Origin of the sequence: Roseburia hominis A2-183 (assembly GCF_000225345.1) — a bacterium.
Classification (GTDB): domain Bacteria; phylum Bacillota; class Clostridia; order Lachnospirales; family Lachnospiraceae; genus Roseburia; species Roseburia hominis.
In genome coordinates, this window is sequence record NC_015977.1 from 1,841,709 (window position 1) to 1,860,186 (window position 18,478).

The 18,478-nt window shown below is 51.7% G+C and carries 18 protein-coding genes and 2 tRNA genes; 3 read left to right on the forward strand and 17 right to left on the reverse strand.

All coding sequences use genetic code 11. The features are described 5' to 3' along the window. Nucleotides 1–104: 104 nt before the first annotated feature. The 12 genes from rpsO to RHOM_RS08310 all read right to left on the reverse strand — a co-directional run bounded on the left by rpsO (nucleotide 105) and on the right by RHOM_RS08310 (nucleotide 11,195). The gene (rpsO, locus tag RHOM_RS08255; protein ID WP_014079845.1) at nucleotides 105–371 is read right to left on the reverse strand and encodes a 30S ribosomal protein S15; all 267 of its coding nucleotides are present in this window, start codon (nucleotides 369–371) and stop codon (nucleotides 105–107) included. Between the two features lie 177 nt (nucleotides 372–548). Further along, nucleotides 549–1,811, reverse strand: coding sequence for a C40 family peptidase (locus RHOM_RS08260; protein ID WP_044024930.1), 1,263 nt, complete (start codon nucleotides 1,809–1,811; stop codon nucleotides 549–551). A 127-nt stretch (nucleotides 1,812–1,938) separates the two neighbouring features. Next, the gene (locus RHOM_RS08265; protein WP_014079847.1) at nucleotides 1,939–2,865 is read right to left on the reverse strand and encodes a bifunctional riboflavin kinase/FAD synthetase; all 927 of its coding nucleotides are present in this window, start codon (nucleotides 2,863–2,865) and stop codon (nucleotides 1,939–1,941) included. A gap of 3 nt (nucleotides 2,866–2,868) precedes the next feature. After that, nucleotides 2,869–3,792, reverse strand: coding sequence for a tRNA pseudouridine(55) synthase TruB (gene truB / locus RHOM_RS08270; RefSeq protein WP_014079848.1), 924 nt, complete (start codon nucleotides 3,790–3,792; stop codon nucleotides 2,869–2,871). A 12-nt stretch (nucleotides 3,793–3,804) separates the two neighbouring features. Then, entirely contained in the window at nucleotides 3,805–4,755 is a 951-nt protein-coding gene (locus tag RHOM_RS08275) for a DHH family phosphoesterase (protein WP_014079849.1), read from the reverse strand. Next, nucleotides 4,752–5,147 (reverse strand): 30S ribosome-binding factor RbfA, encoded by a 396-nt coding sequence (gene rbfA / locus RHOM_RS08280; RefSeq protein ID WP_014079850.1) that lies wholly within the window; start codon nucleotides 5,145–5,147, stop codon nucleotides 4,752–4,754. Before rbfA ends, RHOM_RS08275 begins: the two co-directional genes overlap by 4 nt. 33 nt (nucleotides 5,148–5,180) lie before the next feature. After that, nucleotides 5,181–8,141: a translation initiation factor IF-2 gene (infB, locus tag RHOM_RS08285; RefSeq protein WP_014079851.1), complete on the reverse strand. Its 2,961-nt coding sequence runs from the start codon at nucleotides 8,139–8,141 to the stop codon at nucleotides 5,181–5,183. Nucleotides 8,142–8,158: 17 nt separating this feature from the next. Next, nucleotides 8,159–8,479, reverse strand: a complete 321-nt coding sequence (locus RHOM_RS08290; protein WP_014079852.1) for a L7Ae/L30e/S12e/Gadd45 family ribosomal protein — start codon at nucleotides 8,477–8,479, stop codon at nucleotides 8,159–8,161. Then, entirely contained in the window at nucleotides 8,466–8,756 is a 291-nt protein-coding gene (gene rnpM / locus RHOM_RS08295) for an RNase P modulator RnpM (protein ID WP_014079853.1), read from the reverse strand. Before rnpM ends, RHOM_RS08290 begins: the two co-directional genes overlap by 14 nt. An 18-nt stretch (nucleotides 8,757–8,774) precedes the next feature. Next, nucleotides 8,775–10,016 carry a transcription termination factor NusA gene (nusA, locus tag RHOM_RS08300; RefSeq protein ID WP_014079854.1) on the reverse strand — a complete coding sequence of 414 codons (1,242 nt, stop codon included), beginning with the start codon at nucleotides 10,014–10,016 and terminating at the stop codon, nucleotides 8,775–8,777. Nucleotides 10,017–10,061: 45 nt separating this feature from the next. Next, nucleotides 10,062–10,529: a ribosome maturation factor RimP gene (gene rimP / locus RHOM_RS08305; protein ID WP_014079855.1), complete on the reverse strand. Its 468-nt coding sequence runs from the start codon at nucleotides 10,527–10,529 to the stop codon at nucleotides 10,062–10,064. 195 nt (nucleotides 10,530–10,724) lie between these two features. After that, entirely contained in the window at nucleotides 10,725–11,195 is a 471-nt protein-coding gene (locus RHOM_RS08310) for a YbaK/EbsC family protein (RefSeq protein ID WP_014079856.1), read from the reverse strand. A gap of 189 nt (nucleotides 11,196–11,384) precedes the next feature. On the opposite strand from RHOM_RS08310, the gene RHOM_RS08315 reads away from it, so the two are divergent. Further along, nucleotides 11,385–11,456 (forward strand) — tRNA-Glu (locus tag RHOM_RS08315). A gap of 32 nt (nucleotides 11,457–11,488) precedes the next feature. Further along, nucleotides 11,489–11,560, forward strand: a tRNA-Glu gene (locus RHOM_RS08320). 669 nt (nucleotides 11,561–12,229) lie between these two features. Here RHOM_RS08320 and galE read toward each other — a convergent pair. Continuing rightward, nucleotides 12,230–13,246, reverse strand: coding sequence for a UDP-glucose 4-epimerase GalE (gene galE / locus RHOM_RS08325; RefSeq protein WP_014079857.1), 1,017 nt, complete (start codon nucleotides 13,244–13,246; stop codon nucleotides 12,230–12,232). 194 nt (nucleotides 13,247–13,440) lie between these two features. Between galE and RHOM_RS08330 the strand changes: the two genes are divergently transcribed. Further along, the gene (locus tag RHOM_RS08330) at nucleotides 13,441–14,271 is read left to right on the forward strand and encodes an AraC family transcriptional regulator (RefSeq protein ID WP_014079858.1); all 831 of its coding nucleotides are present in this window, start codon (nucleotides 13,441–13,443) and stop codon (nucleotides 14,269–14,271) included. On the opposite strand, the gene RHOM_RS08335 is transcribed toward RHOM_RS08330, so the two are convergent. The 4 genes from RHOM_RS08335 to RHOM_RS08350 all read right to left on the reverse strand — a co-directional run bounded on the left by RHOM_RS08335 (nucleotide 14,272) and on the right by RHOM_RS08350 (nucleotide 18,407). Further along, nucleotides 14,272–14,991, reverse strand: a complete 720-nt coding sequence (locus tag RHOM_RS08335) for a PHP domain-containing protein (RefSeq protein ID WP_044024932.1) — start codon at nucleotides 14,989–14,991, stop codon at nucleotides 14,272–14,274. 16 nt (nucleotides 14,992–15,007) lie between these two features. Beyond that, complete coding sequence (locus RHOM_RS08340; RefSeq protein WP_014079860.1) at nucleotides 15,008–15,457, reverse strand: hypothetical protein; 450 nt, start codon at nucleotides 15,455–15,457, stop codon at nucleotides 15,008–15,010. Then, nucleotides 15,457–16,917 carry a Y-family DNA polymerase gene (locus RHOM_RS08345; protein ID WP_014079861.1) on the reverse strand — a complete coding sequence of 487 codons (1,461 nt, stop codon included), beginning with the start codon at nucleotides 16,915–16,917 and terminating at the stop codon, nucleotides 15,457–15,459. The genes RHOM_RS08340 and RHOM_RS08345 overlap by 1 nt, the downstream gene beginning before the upstream one ends. 80 nt (nucleotides 16,918–16,997) lie before the next feature. Further along, a complete protein-coding gene (locus tag RHOM_RS08350) occupies nucleotides 16,998–18,407 on the reverse strand; it encodes an alanine/glycine:cation symporter family protein (protein WP_044024651.1) in 1,410 nt (469 codons plus the stop codon). Nucleotides 18,408–18,478 lie beyond the last annotated feature (71 nt).

The window sequence follows — 18,478 nt, forward strand, 5'->3', positions numbered from 1 at the left end:
GTCAGATTGCCATGCTGCACGGAAGTGCCTCCATACAGTAAAAATAGAGCGGGGAAGCTCTCCGCTCTATTGATAAGCGGGCATGTCTGCCCGCTTTGGACATCTTATTTTCTGAGACCTAAACGCTCGATTAAAGCACGATATCTCTCGATATCTACTTTCTTTAAGTAAGCAAGTAAACCACGTCTCTGACCAACCATCTTTAAAAGACCTCTTCTGGAGTGATGATCGTTCGGGTTCTCCTTTAAGTGAGCGGTAAGCTCCTCGATACGTGCTGTCAAAAGAGCAACCTGTACCTCCGGTGAACCTGTGTCATTCGGTGTTCTTCCATACTCTGCGATAATGTTCTGCTTCTTGTCCTTTGCGATCATGTTCTGATCCTCCTTATAATATTCTGTTTGGATGGCTTCTGCCATACCGGGCCCTTTGGGCCCATCGCCCGACTGTGTATGATACTCAGTAAAAGGTTGGAGTGTCCATTTACCGAATATGGGCTGAACTCATACTCTCGCATTATAGCATAGCTGCATACGCTTGTAAACAACTTTTTAATTATTGATCACACGCACAACTTTGACCGGCGTACGGTAATAGGCACCGGAAATCTTGATGCCGGACTTCGGTGAACTTGCATGTACCACCTGTCCGTTGCCGATGTAGATTGCCACGTGGTTGATGCGGCTTCCGTTTCCGTAGAAGAACAGATCTCCCGGCTGTGCCTCAGAGGCCGAAATCTTCGTTCCACAATTCGACTGCGCGCCGGAAGAATGCGGAAGGGAAATGCCGTAGTTGGCAAATACGCTCATGACAAAACCGGAGCAGTCCGCACCTCTGGTCAGACTTGTGCCACCCCATACATACGGATTGCCGACAAACTGTGTCGCATACTGCACCAGCGATACACGCACATCCGAAACACCCTGTCCATACCGGATCTCAGTCATGGTCATCGCCTTTAAAAGCTCTGTCGAGATCTCTACATAATCGGAAGAGACATATCCCTCATCACTGTCGACGTTGATCTTCACCCATCCGTCAAGCACCTCGAGCACCTCGAGTTCCTCGCCCTGCGGCATCATTGTGACAATCGCGCAGTCGGTGTTCGGCTGCTCTCTGACGTAAAGGGTTGTCGTCGTCACGGTGGCAAGCGTCTGCTTTACCTCATCCGCTCTGGCAAGCGCCGCATCTCCGGTCAGAAGATACTCCGACTTTACATAACCTTCCACGGAACCGGACTTAATCTGTGTCCATTCGCCTTCCACGCCGAGGATCTCACATCCTGCGTTGTTCGGCATCTTGCCCACGACATCTGCATCAGTGCCTGCCGCTGCACGGACGTTGAGATTGCCCTCAACATTCGCCACACCGAGATTGGTATATCCGTAAGCGCTCGCCGCCTGCTGTGCGGCATCCTGCTCTGTACTCTCTGTCTGCTCCTCTGTGCTCTCCGTCTCTGTAAGTTCGTCCTGCGCCTGTGAGGCCGCGGCTGCTGCATCTGCAAGCTCTGCCGATACTCCGGCAGCGGCAGAAGACGTCGATGCATCCACATCCACACCCGCCTCTGCTGATTCGGTGCCCTCTTCAACCGCTTCCTGTCCCTGTGCCGTTCTTGCAATGTCCATTCCGGAAACACCGGCCACGCCCATCGCCGCGTCACTGAGACTTCCGGACAGTGCGCTGGTAACACCGGACGCCACGGTTGCACTGGTATCCGCATCTGTATTCTTTGACTTCTGATCTATTGCCGCTGTGGAAACCACCAGAGTTCCCGCCAGGACCAAACCTGCGATTCTCGCTAATCGTGCTTTCATATGACTCTCCATTCTTGCGCCGTCTCCTGCGCAATTCTAGTTTGTGCTCATTTTTAAATCTAACGTCCAGTATAGCAACGATTTTTTACGATGTCAACATATTTTTGTAACATTTATGTAATAATTATTACGAGGTGTGTTTTTCAAAATAGGCACGGCCATAGGCAACATCGTTCTGCATCTGCTCTTTGAGCGCCTCAATCGATGCAAATTTCCGCTCGCTGCGGACTCTGCTTAAGAACTCCACCGTCACCATCTTATCGTAGACATCTTCCGCGAAATCCAGCAGATGTGTCTCCACCCCGACAGGATACTCTCCCTCAATCGTAGGCTTGCACCCCACGTTGCTGATGCCGCGGTACCACCGGTCTCCGATGTATGCCTCCGTCACGTAGACACCGTTCGGCGGCAGCAGCTTCTCCTTCGGCGGCAGCTGGTTGATGGTCGGAATCCCGATCGTTCTTCCGATCTGGTTGCCGTGCAGGACTCTGCTGGTCACAAAGTAACGGTATCCCAGAAGATGATTTGCCTTCTCGATATTCCCGGCTGCGATCTCTTCCCTCACGAACGTGCTGCTGATGTCCCGGCTGTCTTCTTTTATTTTCTCCACAACGATCACTTCGTATCCGTATTTTCCGGCATACTGCCGCAGCATATGGTAATCGCCCCTGCGGTTATGTCCGAAATGAAAGTCTTCCCCCACAACCATGCACTTTACATGAAGCTGCCGCACAATCTTAGCGATGAAATCCTCCGGCTCCATGCACATGATCTCCTGCGTAAACGGGCACTCCACCACATAATCAATCCCCAGGTGCTCAAACATGTGCCTTTTTTCCTCATTCGTGGTCAGCACCTTCGCCTCCACATTCTGCACATTTCTGCGAGGTGGAATGTCGAAGGTAAAAATCGCTCCCGCGAGACCTTCGTCCTTTTTCTTTGCAAAATACTGCAGCAGCTGCTCATGCCCCCTGTGAATCCCGTCAAACTTGCCGAGAGAAAGTACCGTATTCTCTTCTATATAAAAATCCGTTGTGTTCCTGATATATTTCATGATCTACTTAAACACCTTTAATGGTTTATAGTCTTCCTTTTCCGCCTGATATTCATAAATGCCGAAAAATGCGCCTTCATCGTCGTAGACGCGGACCGGCGCCATTCTCATACTCTCATGTTCCTCCAAAAACATCTCCGGGCGCAGCCGGTTTCCGTTATATAAATATTTGCGGAACTGTCCGTCCACCGTCGCGCTCTCATATTTTAGAAAGACGGTATCCACCGCCTGAAGGAACGGAAGCTGCAGTTCTTCTGTCTCCGTCGCATCCGACCTGTGTGCAATCACGTACGCCTCCACCTCGGACAGCTTTATGGCGTCCGCAAGCGCGAACTCTCCGACTCTCGTGCGGAGCAGCGATTCCATGCACGCACCGCAGCCGAGCACCTCCCCCACATCCTGGCAGAGCGTGCGGATATACGTTCCCTTGGAACAACAGACACGCATCCTGACACGCGGCAGTTCGATCGAAAGGATCTCGATGGAAAAAATATGAACCGGACGCGCCGCACGTTCCACGGTCACGCCGGCCCGTGCCAGATCACACAGCTTCCTGCCGTCAACCTTTAAGGCAGAATACATCGGCGGCACCTGCATATAATCACCTACAAACGAGAGAACCGCTTTTTCCACTTCCTTTGCACTGCAGCGCACCTCCTGCTGCGTCAGGGTCTCGCCCGTCACATCCTGCGTGTCCGTCGTTCTTCCAAGCAGCATGACAGCCTCGTATTCCTTCGTCTTGTCCGTCAGCAGTTCGCAGATCTTCGTCGCCTTGCCGATACACACCGGGAGCACCCCCTCCGCATCCGGATCCAGCGTTCCCGTGTGTCCGATCTTTCTGGTCTTTAAGATCCCCCGAAGCTTAGCCACGACGTCAAACGAGGTAAATCCCTTTTCCTTATAGATATTGATAATTCCATTCATCATACTGCTTTTTTCTCACTTTATCTGTTCTGCCAGATCCGAAATAATCTGTTCGATGATGGCATCCGCATCGCCAGTCATGGAAAATCCGGCTGCCCGGATGTGTCCGCCACCGCCGTACTTTACCGCCACCTTCGAGACATCCACCACTTCCCTGGATCTGGTGCTCGCCTTAAACGTGCCGTCTCCCGTCTCATACAAAAAGACTGCCACTTCCACATCCTTGGTCACGCGGAGCTGATTCACAATGCCGTCCAGATGCTTTGGCAGCACGTCATACTGCGTCATCTCCTCCTCCGTGATCACGCTGGAAATACATTTTCCGTTCAGGTGCAGCCTGCTCTTTAACAGTGCAAGCCCCATAATGCGGTTCTGGTTGTATGTCTTTGTGTAGAAGGTATCATCCACAATCTTCGGATAATTGATCCCGCACTCCATCAGCGCTCCGGCGATCTCCATCGTCTTTCTCGACGTACACGAATACTGGAAGACGCCGGTATCATGTACCATTCCGGTATAAATGCACTCGGCAATCTCCTTTGTGATGCGCTCCTTTGGAAGCAGTTCATAGACAAGCTCCGACGCGGAACTTGCCTGCGGGAAAATGTAGTTGTCCTGTGCAAAGCTCTGGTTGCTGATGTGGTGATCCACACAGACGGTATGCTTCGCCTGCTCAAAGAAATGCGCCGCACCGCCCAGACGTCCCGTATCCCCGCAGTCCTGCGCGATAAACAGATCGTATACCGTATCCCCGGAAAAATCGGAGACGATCTCATTGGAGCGCGCCATAAATTTGAAAATATTGGGAATCGGCTCCAGATAAACCGTCACGTCGATGTCGGGATACCATGTTTTAATGTAATTATAAGTAGCAAGGCAGGAGCCCACACAGTCGCCATCGGGACGGATGTGTCCGCCGATGGCAACCGTATGAACCTCTGCCAGAAAATCATCAAAATTCGTCATTCTTCTGTTTCCTCTTCTGCCTCATCCGTCCGATCCGGAATATCCTTTGTCACATCATCAATCATCTTGGACATGCGCACACCGTACTCGATGGACTGATCCAGCACAAATGTGATCTCCGGCGTATTCCGGAGGTTGATGCTGTGGGCAAGCTGCCTGCGGATGTAACCCTCCGCACTTCTAAGACCTGCGAGCGTTGCCTTCTGGGATTCCTCATCCCCGAGCACGCTGATATAGGCCTTGCAGGTTTTCAGATCCGGTGCAACCTCCACCGTGACCACGCTGGTCATCGGGTTGATCCGCGGGTCCTTGATCTCCCCGCGGATGATATTCGACAACTCGCGCAGCACTTCCCCGTTGATCCGGGTATTTTTAATACTGTTTTTTCTCAATTTATAGCTCCTTCCATACACGCAAAACGTTTGTTAACGTGGTACCTCCACCATCGTGTATGCCTCAACGATATCAAGCTCTGCAATGTCATTAAAGCCCTCAAAGACAAGGCCGCACTCGTATCCGGCTTTTACTTCCTTCACATCGTCCTTGAAACGCTTTAAGGATGCCAGATTACCCTCGAAGATCTGCTCTCCGGCGCGGGAAATACGAACCTTGCAGCCTCTCTGGAACACACCGTCAAGCACATAGGAACCTGCGATATTTCCGATTCCGGATGCCTTGAAGATCTGGCGCACCTCCGCATGACCGAGCACCTTCTCCTCGAAGATCGGGTCGAGCATTCCCTTCATAGCCGCCTCTACATCCTCGATCGCATTGTAGATGACCTTGTAGAGACGCATATCGACGTTCTCCTTGTCCGCTGTTGTCTTCGCCATCGGGTCCGGACGAACGTTGAATCCGATGATGATCGCATTGGATGCGGATGCAAGGCTGACATCGGACTCGTTGATGGCACCGACACCGCCGTGAATTACTTTTACTACTACCTCTTCGTTGGACAGCTTCTCCAGACTCTGCTTTACAGCCTCCACAGAACCCTGTACATCTGCCTTAACAATAATATCCAGTTCCTTGACGTTACCGGACTGAATCTGCGAGAACAGATCATCCAGCGACATCTTCGCCTTGGTATCTTCGATCAGACGGTTCTTGCCTTCGGAAATATAGGTCTCGGCAAATGCTCTTGCCTCCTTCTCCGTATCCATGGCAACGAATGTCTCGCCTGCCTCCGGTACCGATGAAAGTCCGAGAATCTCCACCGGTGTGGACGGTCCCGCTTCCTTGACTCTTCTTCCCTGGTCGTCAATCATTGCACGCACTTTGCCGTAGCAGCTTCCGCATGCAATCGGCTGACCAACCTTTAAGGTACCCTTCTGTACCAGAACGGTGGCAACTGCACCGCGTCCCTTATCCAGACGAGCCTCAATGACAAGGCCTCTCGCATTACGCTTCGGATTTGCCTTTAACTCAAGTACCTCTGCGGTCAGAAGGATCATCTCCAAAAGGTTCTCGATACCTTCCTTAGTATGTGCAGATACCGGACAAAATACCGTGCTTCCGCCCCAATCTTCCGGAATCAGTTCGTACTCGGACAGCTCCTGCTTCACGCGCTCGATATTGGCACTCGGCTTATCAATCTTGTTGATGGCAACGATAATCTCAACTCCCGCCGCCTTCGCATGGTTGATTGCCTCAATCGTCTGCGGCATGACACCGTCATCTGCAGCGACTACCAGGATCGCAATATCTGTGGAATTTGCTCCACGCATACGCATTGCCGTGAATGCCTCATGTCCCGGTGTATCCAGGAATGTGATGTTCTGACCGTTGATCGAAACAACAGATGCACCGATATGCTGTGTGATACCGCCTGCCTCTTTGTCTGTCACACGGGTGGAGCGGATCGCATCCAGCAGGGATGTCTTACCATGATCGACATGACCCATGACGCAGACAACCGGCGGACGTGCCACAAGTGTCTCTTCCGGATCGTCTTCTTCTTTTAAGAGTTCTGCGATCACATCGATCTTCTCTTCCGGCTCACAGATGCAGTTGAACTCAAGCGCGATCTCCTCCGCCGTCTCATAGTCCACTTCCTGGTTCACCGTTACCATCGTGCCTTTCATGAAAAGCTTCTTCACGATCACGGACGGCTGCACTTTCATCTTATCGGCAAGCTCTTTGATCGTCAGCTTCTCCGGCAGAACGAGTGTCTTAATCACATCCTCTTCCTGCTTCGGCTGCGGCTGCTGGTTCGGCTTCTTCTTGCCGCCGTTCTTCTCCAGATTTACGAAGCGCTCCTGCTTCTTGCCGCCAAGTGCATCATAATCGTTTCTCTGTCTGTCGTTCTTGTTGCGGTCTTTCTCGCGCTCTCTGGACTCCTTGCCGCGCAGTTCCTCTGTGGATGCTGCGGTCTCCTTGTTCATACGGTCGATCTCACGATCCAGTCTGCCGGACGGGTTGCCACCGCGGTAACCATTGCCGCCACGGCCTCCGTTTCTGTCTCCCTGACCACCGTTTGCGCCAGGTCTTCCTCCGCCGTACGGTCTTCCTCCGCCATTATTGCCGCCGCGGTTGCCGTATCCATTCTGTCCCGGTCTTCTGTCGCGGTCTCCCTGCGGGCGACGATCCCCGTTCATCGGACGGCGGTCTCCGTTTGCTCCCGGTCTTCTGTCGCGGTCTCCCTGCGGACGACGGTCCCCGTTCATCGGACGGCGGTCACGGTCTCCCTGCGGGCGTGCCTGCGGATTCTGTGCATATACGTTCTCATACACATTCTCGTATACATTTTCACGGCGTTCCGGCTGCTTTGCTGCTGTCTCCTGCGGCTTTTTCTCCGGCGCTGCCGTTCTGGCCGCCTTTGCGCGCTCCGCTGCCTGACGCTCTGCCTCCTCGGCTGCCTTTGCAGCCTCCGGGTTGATTGCGCGCTCAAATGCTCTCTTGACATCAAAGCTGTTTGCCGGTCTTGCCTGACGCTGCTCCGGTCTGCCTCCCTGTGGGCGGCGGTCTCCATTCATCGGACGACGGTCTCCGTTCATCGGACGGCGGTCACGGTCTCCCTGCGGGCGGCGTCCGCCTCCCTGCTTGCTGTACTGCGGATTAAATACCGCGGTAATGCTGGACTTCTTCTTTGGACGCTCCGGTCTGCCCTCCGCGTTCTCAGCAGCCTTCGGTGCCGCTTCCGCCTTCGGTGCCGCTTCCGCCTTCGGTGCTGCTTCCTTCTTCGGCGCTGCCTCCGCCTTCGGCGCTGTCTCCGTCTTTGGTGCTGCCTTTTTCTGGAACTTGTCGCGCACCATTTTCTGCACATCATCCTCAATGCTGCTGCTGTGCGACTTTACCGCATGCTCCGTCGTACTTAAAAATTCAATAATCTGTTTGTTTTCTATTCCTAACTCTTTTGCAAGTTCATGAACTCTCATTTTTGCCATATATCCTGTTTCCTCCATTATTCAGTTGTTAACGTCAGTTTCAATTTATCTTCGATCGAATGGGCCAGCCCTTCGTTTGTCACTGCAAGCGATGCACGGAATTCCTTTCCAATGAAATGTCCCAATGTCTCTTTTTCTCCGTACACATACATCGGAACTTCATAAAAAGTCGTCATATCCCGGAAATGCTTCTGTGTATTCTCAGACGCATCCGACGCGACAATGACAAGCCATGCCCTGCCATCCTTCACCGCTTTTTCTGTGGAAAACTCTCCGCTTGCCACACCGCCCGCCTTGGCTGCAATGCCAAGCATCGACAACACTTTATCTGGTTTCAAACTTCTCCATCTCCTTTGTCAGTGTATCATAGACTTCCTTTGGAATTGGCATTTTTAATGATCGTTCCAGACCCTTGTTTTTTATTGCCGCGCGCAGGCACTCACTGTTCGGACACACATAAGCGCCTCTGCCGTTTTTCCGCCCCGTAGCATCAAGTACAATCTGTGAGGAGGCCTCATCTTCCGCCGCCGTCTTGATTACCCGGATCATATCTTTTTTCGGCTTAAGCTCTCTGCACCCCACGCACTGGCGCATTGGAATCTTTTTGTTTGCCATTCTCTGATCAACCCCTGCCTACTCTTCTTCATTCTCTGTGTCTGTCTCATCCGCAAGTTCGGATTCCTCAGCGTATTCTCCCTCGGCATCCGCATCCTCAGCATATCTGTCCCCGGCATACTCGCCGTCTTCGGTATATTCGCCGTCCTCTGCGTACTCGTCATCCTCGTAATACTCGTCGTCCTCGTACTCGCTCTCATAATCCATGAAGTCGCCGGACTCTCTGGCCTGTGTCTCGCTCTTGATGTCGATCTTAAAGCCGGTAAGTCTTGCCGCAAGTCTCGCATTCTGTCCTTCCTTGCCGATCGCCAGGGAAAGCTGATAATCCGGAACGATGACTTTCGCCGACTTCTCCTCCGCATCCGCGATAACAGAAATAACCTTTGCCGGGCTCAATGCGTTCTCGATCATCATTGCCGGATTCTCATTCCAGGTAATGATGTCAATCTTCTCACCGCGCAGTTCGTTGACGATCGCATTGACTCTCGCACCGTTCATACCGACACATGCGCCCACCGGATCCACATCCGGATCATTGGACCAGACGGCAATCTTGGTTCTGCTTCCTGCCTCCCGCGCGATCGCTTTAATCTCAACGATTCCCTCTCTCACCTCGGTCACTTCAGACTCGAACAGGCGCTTTACCAGCTCCGGATGGGTTCTTGACACGAGAATCTTCGGTCCCTTGGACGTATCCTTCACCTCCAGGATATAGACCTTGATGCGCTCGGTCGGCTGGAATACCTCGCCTCTCACCTGCTCGTTCTCGGTCAGGATCGCATCCACCTTGCCAAGGTTGACGCTCACATTTCTTCCGATGTAACGCTGTACCACACCGGTCACAACATCCTTTTCCATGCTGTAATACTGGTTGTATAAAACCTTGCGCTCCTCTTCACGGATCTTCTGTAAGATGACATTCTTGGCATTCTGTGTTGCGATGCGTCCGAACTCCTTGGACTGGATCTCGACATTCACGATATCTCCGATCTCGTATTTGGAATCCACCATCTTGGCATTGACAAGGCTGATCTGCTCTACCGGATCCTCCACCTGCTCTACTACGGTCTTCTCCTGGAACACATGATACTCACAGGTCTGCGGGTCCATCGTCACCTTTACATTCTCGGATGTACCGAAATGGTTCTTGCAGGCGGTCACCAGTGAATTCTCGATTGCCTCAAGCAGTGTCTCCTTGCTGATATTCTTCTCACGTTCCAGTATATTCAATGCTTCTAATAACTCATTATTACTACTCATTTTATTATCCTCCTGTTTCCTTAGTGGTTATTAGCATATATTTTATCAAAAATCGAATGCCAGACGGATCAGCGCGATATCCGGCTTCTCAAACGTCATTTTCTCTCCGTTTTCTGTCTCTATTGTCACAGTACTTTCATCATATGCAGATAAAATACCATAAAATTCCTTTTCCCGGTTGATTGCACGGTAAGTGCGGATCTCAATCTCCTTTCCCATGCTCCGGACATAATCTTTTTCTTTCTTGAGCGGTCTGCCAAGTCCCGGGGAACTTACCTCGAACACGTAGGAATCTTCCACGAAGTCCTCGCGGTCAAGAATCTCATTCATCTCTCTCGCCACTGCCTCGCAGTCGTTGACGGTGATCCCGCCCTCCTTGTCGATGTAGGCTCTCAGATACCAGGTTCCGCCTTCTTTTACATACTCCACATCCACGAGTTCAAAATGCATGCGCTCTAAGATCGGAGTAATCAGTTCTTCGGTGCGCGCTTCGTATGTTTCACGCTTTGACATGTGTACACCTTCTTTCTCCATATTCAATTTTAATTGTAACAAACTGCCCACCCGGCCTTTACACAGACTTTACAGGGCATAAACGTGAATTGAGAGAGGGCTTTCGTCCTCTCTCAATCAAGTCATCGTGTTATCATATATTAAAGTAGCACTTTTTTATGGGAAATGCAAGCTTTTTCTCGAAAATACAGGCTTTTATGCCGGCAGTTTGCAGACATCTACCCAGCACACCGGTTTTGCAAGCTGCTCCAACTGCGGTATCGTCAGTTCAATCGCGCTGTTGCTGCTCCCACACGCCGGAAAAACCGTCTCATATTTTTTCAAAGTCTCGTCCAGATACACCCGCACGCCTTCCTTGATTCCAAACGGGCAGACGCCTCCGATCGCATGTCCGATCCGTTCCTCCACCTCATCCGGCGCAAGCATCTTCGCCTTCGCACGGAAAAATGCCTTGTATTTTGCATTGTCAATCCGGGCATCTCCCGCACACACGATCAGCACCGCCTCTCCGTCCACCAGAAAAGACAAAGTCTTTGCAATCCGCCCTGCTTCCGTGTGCAGTGCTTCCGCCGCCAGTTCCACCGTTGCCGAGGAGACGGGGAACTCCCGGATCTGATCTTCCATCTTATATTCTTTTAAATATGCCTTTGCCCTCTCCAGCGACATCGCACAAACCTCTCTTTCTGCGTCAGGAAGTATCGTTTCTGCTTTTACTTTCCTGCACTTTACCACGTTACTCTATCGCAATCCATCATACTCCTTTTTTCACGAATTGTACAGAATTTTCAGCTTTTTAAAAAAATTTCAAAAAAGGGGTTGCTTTTTTTTGAAAGCCTGTTATAATAGCATTTGTTCGGTTCCTTGGTCAAGCGGTTAAGACGTCGCCCTCTCACGGCGAAAACAGGGGTTCGATTCCCCTAGGAACTGCTCAATTTCATAATATATTTGGTATACCGTATGGTTCCTTGGTCAAGCGGTTAAGACGTCGCCCTCTCACGGCGAAAACAGGGGTTCGATTCCCCTAGGAACTGCTACTGTTAGTAATAACAGCCCAACCCGAAGAAGAAAGCGTTTACGCTTTCTTTTTTTATTTCCAGAAAACGGAGTTGTCATGCTTTGCATCTTACCGGGATACGTTTTATGACAAGAAAAAGGGACTATCGCGTTCCAGATGCAACCGGAGGCGGCAATTCTTTGGAGGAAAATCCGAATATTTCTTCCATGCCGCGTTGGACATCGAATTCTGTGTCTTTCCATGTTTGGACTTTCCACAAGGTGTGTCCGGCAAATCCACAGACAATGAGCGGACTTTCTGGTGCCCCTAGTGGCACCGCTTCACAGACAATATAAAACCGCGTGAACCGAAACTCACTGCCATCTGCTATTGAAAATAAGGCAGATGGCAGCTCAGACATCGGCTTCGCGCGGTTATGTTTTGTTCATTGGTGCCAACAAGGGGCACACACAAAAGTCCTAAAATTGTCTGCGGATTACGAACACACCTTGTGGAATGTCCGAAACTTGGAAAAACACAGATCATCCAGAATGTTCGACGCGGCATGGTTAGAAATACCGGATTTTACGATTAGAATTGCTGTCCCAGATTGCATCTGGAACGCGATAGTCTCCTTTTCTTATCGCAAAACGTATCCCATTTAAAATACAATATCGTGTGGCAGCCCCGTCCGCTGCTTCACATCTTAATCTTCATATCCGTTCGGATTGTTCTTCTGCCATCTCCAGGAATCCTCACACATCTCACGGATACCATACTGTGCCTCCCAGCCAAGCTCGTTCTTTGCCTTGGACGGATCACAGTAGCAGGTTGCAATATCGCCCGGTCTTCTCGCCTTGATTACATAAGGAATCTTCACACCTGTTGCAGCCTCAAAATTCTTCACGATGTCAAGCACGCTGTAGCCGTGTCCGGTACCCAGATTGTAGATGCAGAGTCCCGCTTTCTCCTCAATCTTCTTGAGTGCCTTCACATGTCCGATGGCAAGATCGACCACATGGATGTAATCTCTCACGCCGGTACCGTCCGGTGTGTCATAATCGTTGCCGAATACACCGAGTTCTTTTAACTTTCCGACAGCCACCTGTGTTACATACGGCATGAGGTTGTTCGGGATACCGTTCGGATTCTCTCCCATCGTGCCGCTCTTGTGTGCACCGATCGGGTTAAAGTAGCGAAGCAGAATCACATTCCACTCCGGATCTGCCTTCTGGATGTCGGTCAGGATCTGCTCTAACATGGACTTTGTCCATCCGTACGGATTGGTGCACTGACCCTTCGGGCAGTTCTCCGTGATCGGGATCTCTGCCGGATCGCCGTATACTGTCGCTGAGGAGGAGAAAATGATATTCTTGCAGCCGTTCTGACGCATCACATCCACCAGTGTCAGCGTACCTGCAATGTTATTGTTGTAATACTCCCAAGGCTTTGCCACGGACTCGCCCACTGCCTTTAATCCCGCAAAATGGATACAGCAGTCGATCTTGTGCTCCGCAAAGATTTTGTTCAGGATATCACGGTCTAAGATATCCCCTTTATAAAAGGTTACCGGCTTTCCTGTCAGCGCCTCCACACGCTGTAAGGACTTCTCGGAGGCATTGCTTAAATTATCCAGCACTACCACGTCATATCCGGCATTCTGTAATTCTACGCATGTATGGCTGCCGATATATCCGGCTCCGCCTGTTACTAAAATCGTCATAATGATTCCACCTTTCCCCGTTATGATTCATTGTTCCATCTGCCTTACGAAAATTATATTACTCTATCCTCCGTAAAATGTATAGCCCAAAATGTATGAAATATATGTAATAATGTTGCTTTTCGGCTTTTCTGTTTTTATAATGGACTTATACGATAAGGATTTTACTGTCAGAAAGACAAGGAGTGTGTTCTATGCCGCATCATTACAAAAATTCCTACAAAGTGACCGAAAAAGAACTGGTTTCCCTCTCCGTCTACAACGTCGGCTTCCAGAAATGTGACGCCCTCTACCAATGGGGTCCCGGTATCCGCGATCACTATCTGATCCACTATATCATTTCCGGAAAAGGCACCTACCGCGTCGCCGGTCAGACTTACCATCTGTCCGGCGGAGATACTTTTTTGGTCTACCCAAACACCGAGGTTGTCTACTGCGCGGATGAGCAGAACCCCTGGGAGTATGCCTGGGTCGGTTTTACCGGAAGCGACGCCTCCATGATCCTGAAGGCCACGGACTTCTCCCCTGAGAATCCTTTTATACGGGACACCCCACGCGGCAATGATATTCACCGGCAGATTCTGCACATCTACGATGCACGCGGCAACGAATTCGAGCACGCGGTGGAGATGACAGGACGTCTCTATACCATGCTCGCCCTGTTCATGCACGGTGCTACGCACGCCGGCAGCCAGAATTCCGCGAACAGCTATGTACAAAAAAGCATTGAGTACATCTCCTCAAATTATTCCTACGCCATCACCGTGGAGGATATTGCTGGCTATGTCGGCGTGAGCCGCAGTCATCTGTTCCGCTCGTTTGAGGCTGTCCTAGGGCGCTCCCCCAAGGAATACCTGACGGATTTCCGCATGAAGCAGGCGTGCTATCTGCTGGAGCACTCCAGCCTGTCGATCACCGCGATCGCAAACTCGCTGGGGTTTGACAACAGTCTCTATTTTTCCAAAACCTTTCACCGGCAGAAAGGCATGTCGCCCAAAGAATACCGGGAAAAGAACCGCTCGTAATCACTCGCTTTTGCAGCCGTCCAACAGTTCCACCGCCTCTCTGCCAAGCACCGCGCGGGTAAAGTCATGGACGTCTTTTAGTTTTCTGGGAAAGACCATACCGCCGCCGATCATATGCGTGGTGTGCTGGTCTGATCCCGCTGTAAATGGCAGATTGTGCTCTTTTCCATAGGCCAGAGCCCGCTCGTTAAACAGCGGGTTCTTGTGGCAGTCGCTCGCCCTGCTCGAATGCATGGCGTTTACGCCCTCCACCGCATCCACATATTCCGGAAACAGCCGGATTTCGGGAATGTAATCCTCCTCCCGGAACGGATGCGCATGGCTTATAATGCCGCCGCCCTCATGTACCAGCGCGTACTGTTCTTCGATCGATGCATCCTTAATCTGCGGATGTGCAAGCAGCCATGCCTGATCCAGTCCGTATACCAAAAACTCCGTCCCCTCATAACATGCTTCCCATCCAAAAAACACCGAGAGCCCGATGCGTTCCCCCTCTGCCTTTGCATGCTCATATCCGAGACAGAAGCGCCGTACCCACTCCTCCCACGGCAGGGAACGGTCCACCGAAGTATTTCCGTAAAAAAAGTGATCCGTTACAATAATGCCGGTGTACCCTGCCTCTTTGTAGGCGCGCGCCATCTGGGCACCCGTGCTGCCGGCGCATGCGCTTGCCTCCGATGTATGCATATGTGTCTCATACAGGTATCTTTGTGTTTCCATCTTCATGCTGCTCCTTCTATTCTTCCTCATATCGGTCCTTCCCCGGTATCTCAACCGCAGACAGTTCCTCAATCGCTATGACGGTTCCATCTTCCATCCAAAGCGTCTTTTCGTATTCGTCTATCTTTTTTACCGCTCCGGTGACTGTCACATAGGCACCGCCCGCTTTTTTCGCGTCCGGGCGAAAATAGGTCACCGTCACCCGCTCTCTCGCATCCGGGTGCTCCCGCAGCCAGACGAGCTGCTCGTTTAACTCCTCTTTGCGGCTCTCGGAAAGCTCTGCGCGCTCCGTCGTAAGACGTGCCGTCTCGCGGATCGCGTCCTCGTGTCCGCTCAACGCGGCAAACGGAGAGAACTGCGCCGCCCGATCCCACAGGGACATCGGCGGATGCACGCGCGATCTGTGATGCACAAGCATCCGTATATCGTCATATTTGTGTTCCTCTGCCGCATGATCCCAGCCCATTATGCCTTATGCCCTCCAATCTGGCTGTTCCGCTCCATCGCGGTCGCGCCCTCCTGCAGATTCATGCCCTTAAGCATCGCGTTTTTCCCGTACTTTTTCTTCACGGAAAGCATTGCCTCCTGCAGGCTGCGCTCCTTTTTCAGCCGCAGTTCTTCCTGTTTTTTCTCCTCTTCCTGTCCGCCTGTATCTGTAAAAAGCTCCAGTTGTTCGTATTGTTCTTCCGCCTCGGCGCGGGCTTCTTCCACCAGCCGGTTGCCCACAAGCGTGATTCTCCGCACGAGAAGCTTTGGATTCACAATGTCGTCATACAGCCCCATCACCGCCTCCATAATCTTACGGGAAGAGGAGGTTCTGGTTTTCAGGTTGACCGTACCGTGCGCATGCTTGGGAATCTTTCTCCCGTAGCGGTCCGCCACAATCTCTCCGCGATAGTCTGCATAAAGTGCCGGATTTGTAATATTTTCAATGTCATAACCGACGGTAAGCACAAGCTGATCCGTCACAAGACGCCGTTCCACCAGATCCAGCGCCAGCGCATCCGCCATCTCCTGCACCACCAGCCGCGCGCCCTTCGCGTCGTAGGGGCAATGCAGTACCTGCCCCGAACTTATGCTGTTCACCTGCGGTCTGTACGCCTTAATCTGTTCCATCGTCACCGGCTCCCAGCCCCATGCATGATCGATGAGCAGCTCCGCATTGATGCCGAACAGCCGGTATAACAATTCCTCGTTGTGGAACTCTCTGGCTCCTCCCAGCGAGCAGCGCGCAATGTCTCCCATCGTATACAGACCGTTCTCCTCCAGCTTCTTCTGGTAGCCCCGTCCTACCCGCCAGAAATCCGTCAGCGGACGGTAATTCCAGAGCAGTCTGCGGTAACTCATCTCGTCCAGTTTTGCAATGCGCACACCATTCCGATCCGGCTTTACATGTTTTGCCACAATATCGAGCGCCACTTTGCACAGATAGAGATTGGTTCCGATCCCGGCGGTTGCCGTGATGCCCGTCTCAGCAAAGACATCCTGTATCATTTTCGCCGCAAGTTCTCTCGCTGTCATGTGGTATGTCCCCAGATAATGCGTGACATCCATAAACACCTCGTCGATAGAATAGACATGAATATCCTCCGGCGCCACATAACGCAGATAGAGATTGTAAATTCTGGTGCTGTAATCCATGTAGAGCGCCATGCGCGGCGGTGCGATCTGATAGGTCAGCCGCTCTTTCGGATGCCCAGCATTCACTTCTTTTACTTTCTGTACGACCTCAAAGAGCCTCGCTCTTCCCGGAATGCCATAGGCTTTCAGGGAAGGTGATACTGCCAGACAGATTGTCTTTTCCGTGCGCTCGGGGTCTGCCACCACAAGGTTGGTCGTAAGCGGATCCAGCCCACGTTCCACGCACTCTACCGATGCATAGAAAGACTTTAAATCAATTGCAATATACACGTGTGCTTCGTCCATCTGCGCCCTCCTTTTTTCTCTATTATAGCAGAAAAAAGGACAGAGTATCCAACAACTTACTCTGTCCTTTGGCAAAACCATCAAAAATTCTTCTGTTTTGCAAAATACTGCTTCGTCTCGGCTGCCACCACACCGCTTAGCGCCACCAGTGCAATCAGATTCGGCAGCGCCATCAGTCCGTTAAAAATATCCGCAATCGTCCAGACTGCCGACACGGTCATAAACGGTCCGATCAATACCGCCAGAATATACAGCCAGCGATAGCATTTTAACACCCCGGGACGGTTGCCCACCAGATATTCCAGACATTTCTCGCTGTAATAATTCCAGCCAAGGATCGTTGTAAATGCAAAAAACACCAGACACAGCATCAGTAAAAACGAGGAGACGCGTTCCGGGAACGGAAGCCCGATCTGAAACGCTCTTGTCGTGACATCCACCCCGTCCAGACCGATGTTCCACGTATCCGTGATGATGATGGACAATCCGGTCATCGTACAGATAATCAGCGTATCGATCACCGTTCCCATCATGGATACCAGTCCCTGCGCCACCGGCTCATCGGTCTTCGCGGTAGCTGCAGCGATCGGCGCACTTCCAAGCCCCGCTTCGTTGGAGAAAATACCTCTCGCGATTCCCTTCTGCATCGCAACAAGGATTGCGCCAAGTGTTCCTCCTGCCGCTGCACGGAGTCCAAACGCGCTTTGTACGATGGTGGCAAGTGCTGCCGGAATCTCTCCCAAATGCGTCAGCAGAATGATCAGCACAGTCACCACATACACAAGCGCCATAAACGGCACAACCACCTGTGCCACGGAGGAAATCCGCTTAATCCCTCCGATAATAACGAGTGCCACGCACACGGTCAGTATCAGCCCGGATATCACAACGCTCCACGAATAGGTGTTGCTAAACAGATGCACCGAACATGCCGTCTCCGGATCAAAAAAGCCCTTTACCGCACCGGTAATTCCGTTGATCTGCGTAAAGGTTCCGATGCCGAGCAGACCGACTCCCACGCCGAAGAATGCGAAGATCTGTCCCAGCCAGCGGAATTTTCTGCCCATACCGTTCTCAATATAGTAAAACGGTCCGCCGACCACATGTCCATCCGCTTCCACCACGCGGTACTTGATCGCCAAAAGACATTCCGTATACTTGGTCGCCGTGCCAAACAGCGCCGCAATCCACATCCAGAACAAGGCGCCCGGCCCGCCTGCCACGACCGCCGTCGCCACTCCCACGATATTACCGGTACCGATCGTTGCCGACAGCGCCGTGCAGAGTGCGCCGAAACTCGACACCTCTCCGTCCTTGCCGTCTTTTTCGTTTGCAATAATGTGTCTGACCGCAAGCGGCAGCTTCGTGATCTGAAGTCCCCGCAGACGGATCGTCAGAAATATGCCAACCGCAAGGATCAGCACGATCAGGGGAACTCCCCAGACAAAATCATCAATGATCTTTAGCATAACCGTTCCATTCCTCTCCATGTAATACTGCACTGTTGCAAAGTAGCATAGCACGAATGTGCGCGGTTTGGCAAGGGATTTTTTCAAAGCTT